Source organism: Synechococcus sp. H60.3 (assembly GCF_047462295.1).
Lineage (GTDB): Bacteria > Cyanobacteriota > Cyanobacteriia > Thermostichales > Thermostichaceae > Thermostichus.
Genome location: NZ_JANSIY010000183.1, coordinates 1 through 2,858, shown reverse-complemented (window position 1 = coordinate 2,858; position 2,858 = coordinate 1). Strand labels below are relative to the sequence as shown.

The 2,858-nt window shown below is 61.1% G+C and carries 3 protein-coding genes; 1 reads left to right on the top strand and 2 read right to left on the bottom strand.

The features are described 5' to 3' along the window. Positions 1-166: 166 nt before the first annotated feature. Positions 167-1,717: a methionine--tRNA ligase gene (gene metG, locus NW841_RS12555; protein ID WP_414386699.1), complete on the top strand. Its 1,551-nt coding sequence runs from the start codon at positions 167-169 to the stop codon at positions 1,715-1,717. A 3-nt stretch (positions 1,718-1,720) separates the two neighbouring features. On the opposite strand, the gene NW841_RS12550 is transcribed toward metG, so the two are convergent. Both NW841_RS12550 and NW841_RS12545 read right to left on the bottom strand, forming a co-directional pair. Further along, positions 1,721-2,260 carry a hypothetical protein gene (locus tag NW841_RS12550; protein WP_414386697.1) on the bottom strand — a complete coding sequence of 180 codons (540 nt, stop codon included), beginning with the start codon at positions 2,258-2,260 and terminating at the stop codon, positions 1,721-1,723. After that, positions 2,257-2,628, bottom strand: coding sequence for a YtxH domain-containing protein (locus NW841_RS12545; protein WP_414366021.1), 372 nt, complete (start codon positions 2,626-2,628; stop codon positions 2,257-2,259). Before NW841_RS12545 ends, NW841_RS12550 begins: the two co-directional genes overlap by 4 nt. Positions 2,629-2,858 lie beyond the last annotated feature (230 nt).

Below are 2,858 nucleotides of genomic sequence, written 5' to 3'. Positions count from 1 at the left end.
TCCGGCAGAGGCTGGGCCAGAGCCGCCCCGGCGACCAAGATCCCGGCCCCCAGGGCACCGCAGCCCCATCCCTTTAGGTTGAATGCCAGCTTCATCCCTGCCCCGTAACTCGGCCTGCCGGACTTTCCGGCAACTTTTATCATGGGGGAAAGCGCTGCAACTGCTCATGCCGGATCCCACCTTCGTCATCACCACACCCATCTACTACGTCAACGCTGCCCCCCACATCGGCAGCGCCTACACCACCATGGCGGCGGATGCCATCGCCCGTTACCACCGCCTGCGGGGCAAGGATGTGCTGATGGTAACGGGAACTGACGAGCACGGCCAGAAGATCCAGCGCACCGCTGAAGAGCGCGGCCTTCCGCCGCAGCAGCACTGTGACGAGATTGCCGCCCAGTTTGTAGAGCTTTGGCGGTTGCTGGATATCCGCTACGACCGCTTTATCCGCACCACTGACCCTCGCCACAAGGCCATTGTGCGGGAGTTTTTTCAGCGGGTTGGGGATCGGGGAGATATTTTCGTTGGCCGCCAGCAGGGCTGGTACTGCGTTGCCTGCGAGGAGTTCAAGGACGAGTCAGAGCTCCTAGAAGGTGGGTTTTGCCCCCTTCACCCCAACAAGAAAGTGGAGTGGAAAGACGAAGAAAACTACTTTTTTCGCCTCTCTCGCTACCAGGAAAAACTGGAAGCCCTCTATGCGGAGCACCCGGAGTTCATTCAACCGGAAAGCCGCCGCAACGAGGTCATGAACTTTGTCAAGCAGGGCCTGCGGGACTTTTCCATCTCTCGCCCCAGCGTCTCCTGGGGGATCCCCTTCCCGGCGGATCCCAGCCAAACCCTTTACGTTTGGTTTGATGCCCTCATTAACTACCTCAGCGCCGCCTTGGATCCTCACGACGAGCCCACCCTGGAGAACGCCCTGCGCCGCTACTGGCCTGCCGATGTGCATCTAGTAGGCAAGGACATCGTCCGTTTTCATGCCATCTACTGGCCGGCCATGCTCATGTCGGCAGGGCTGCCGCTGCCTAAGCAAATCTTTGGCCACGGCTTTCTCACCAAAGATGGCCTCAAGATGGGCAAAAGCCTCGGCAACACGCTGGATCCCTTTGAGCTGGTGCAGCGATACGGCGCCGATGCTGTGCGCTACTATTTCTTGACCGAAATTGAGCTGGGCAAGGATGGCGACTTTAGCGAGGGCCGCTTCATCGAGGTTCTCAATGCTGACCTCGCCAACGACCTGGGGAATCTGCTCAACCGCACCCTCAATATGCTCAAAAAATACCAGCCCGACTACCGCATTCCCCCGGTGCAGATCGCAGCGGATCACCCCCTCAAAACCCTGGTCGAGCGCCTAGCCCCGGCGGTGGCCGATGCCTACGAGCGGCTGGATCCCAGCTCCGCTGCCCGCAAAGCCCTTAGCTTGGCCCAAGCCAGCAACAAATACCTCGACGAGCAGGCTCCCTGGACGCTGCACAAGCAGGGGCAAAGCGAACAGGTGGCCCAGATCCTCTACGCTGTTTTGGAAAGCGTGCGCTGGGTGGCGGTAGCCCTTTCGCCGATTATTCCTAGCCTCAGCCTCAAGATCCTGCAGCAGATGGGGTTTCCTTTGCAGGATGTTACCCAATTGCGCTGGGATCCAGACGCCAGTTGGGGCCGGCTTCCCGCCGGGCAAGAGCCCCAACCTCCTGTGCCCGTCTTCCAGAGGATTCTCAGATAGCTCTCAAGGGTTGGTGGCATCGGGTCGGGAAGGCTGCGCATGGGGGGGGGATCCCTCTGGCATTGCCTTGCTGGCAAAAGAGCGCATATCTCCCAAGGGAATGCTTGGCGCAGCAGCAGAAAAAGGCCGACCAGCTTGGCCTGAGCGCAACTGAGGGTTACGCATGGCGGTGGGGGGAGTCTCGCTGGACAGCGCCTGCCAGGCCGCCCGTACCCCTGCCCAAAGGCTGCGGACATTGACCTGAGCGCCGCGGGCTTGGTTGCGGGCCCCTTCCAGAGAGCGGTTCACCTGCTTCACTACCTGTCCGGCCCCCTTGACCCCTTCGTCGAGGCTGTCGGCGATCTCGCTCACTTCCAAGCTGGTCAGACGCAAAGCCTCCAGCGTAGGGGGCAATTCCCGCAGCAGCGTGTCGAAAAAGCGTTCCACGCTCTGGGCGGCTCGACCCAATTGAATGACGGCAGGCAGCAGGGTCAGGATCACCGCCAAGATACCCACTGCCACCAGACCTACCGAGAGGCCCAGCCAAAAGACCGGATCGCTCATCCTGCTGTCTCCTCCCGATCTCGGGCTTCTGAATCAGCTTCCTCCCGGGCGAGGGGACGCAGGTTTTGGGCTTGCATCAGCTCTTGCCGTTTCTGCAACATGGCTTCCCTGCCCACCGCCGCTGCCTGCTGTAGCCGCAGCAGGGCCTCATCCAAATTCCGTTGAGCGGCGTCGAACAACTTTTCTGCTTGATACTGCAGGCTGCCAGCCACATCTTCTGCCACTTCTGGCAGTGCCTCGGCCGATTTTTTCAACAGTCGCCGCGTCTCCCGTCCGCTGCGGGGGGCCAGGAGCAAGCCAATGACTGTGCCCACCGCCGTTCCCAACAGCAGCCCGCCAATAAACGCGCCGGTCCGGTTTTCCGCCATGCCTCGCCAGGGTTGAGGGGATGCAGGTGGCCCCCAAACCAGACTATCAAAATCTAACGCCGTGCTCTGCCGTGGGGGCGTTGAATTGGGTAAACTACCCGACTCCGACCGCTCAGCGGTACGGAGCAGGCTTTAAGCGCTACGCGCCGCTGACGCGAAGGGTAGCCCTGCAGTTGGCAAGCCAACCACGGGCCTCCAGGCCGGTTTACAGCGACCCCCAAAAGGGCAAT

Coding starts and splice junctions, on each gene's coding strand:
- metG (WP_414386699.1), top strand. CDS start 167: ATGCCGGATCCCACCTTCGTCATCACCACACCCATCTACTACGTCAAC.
- NW841_RS12550 (WP_414386697.1), bottom strand. CDS start 2,260: ATGAGCGATCCGGTCTTTTGGCTGGGCCTCTCGGTAGGTCTGGTGGCA.
- NW841_RS12545 (WP_414366021.1), bottom strand. CDS start 2,628: ATGGCGGAAAACCGGACCGGCGCGTTTATTGGCGGGCTGCTGTTGGGA.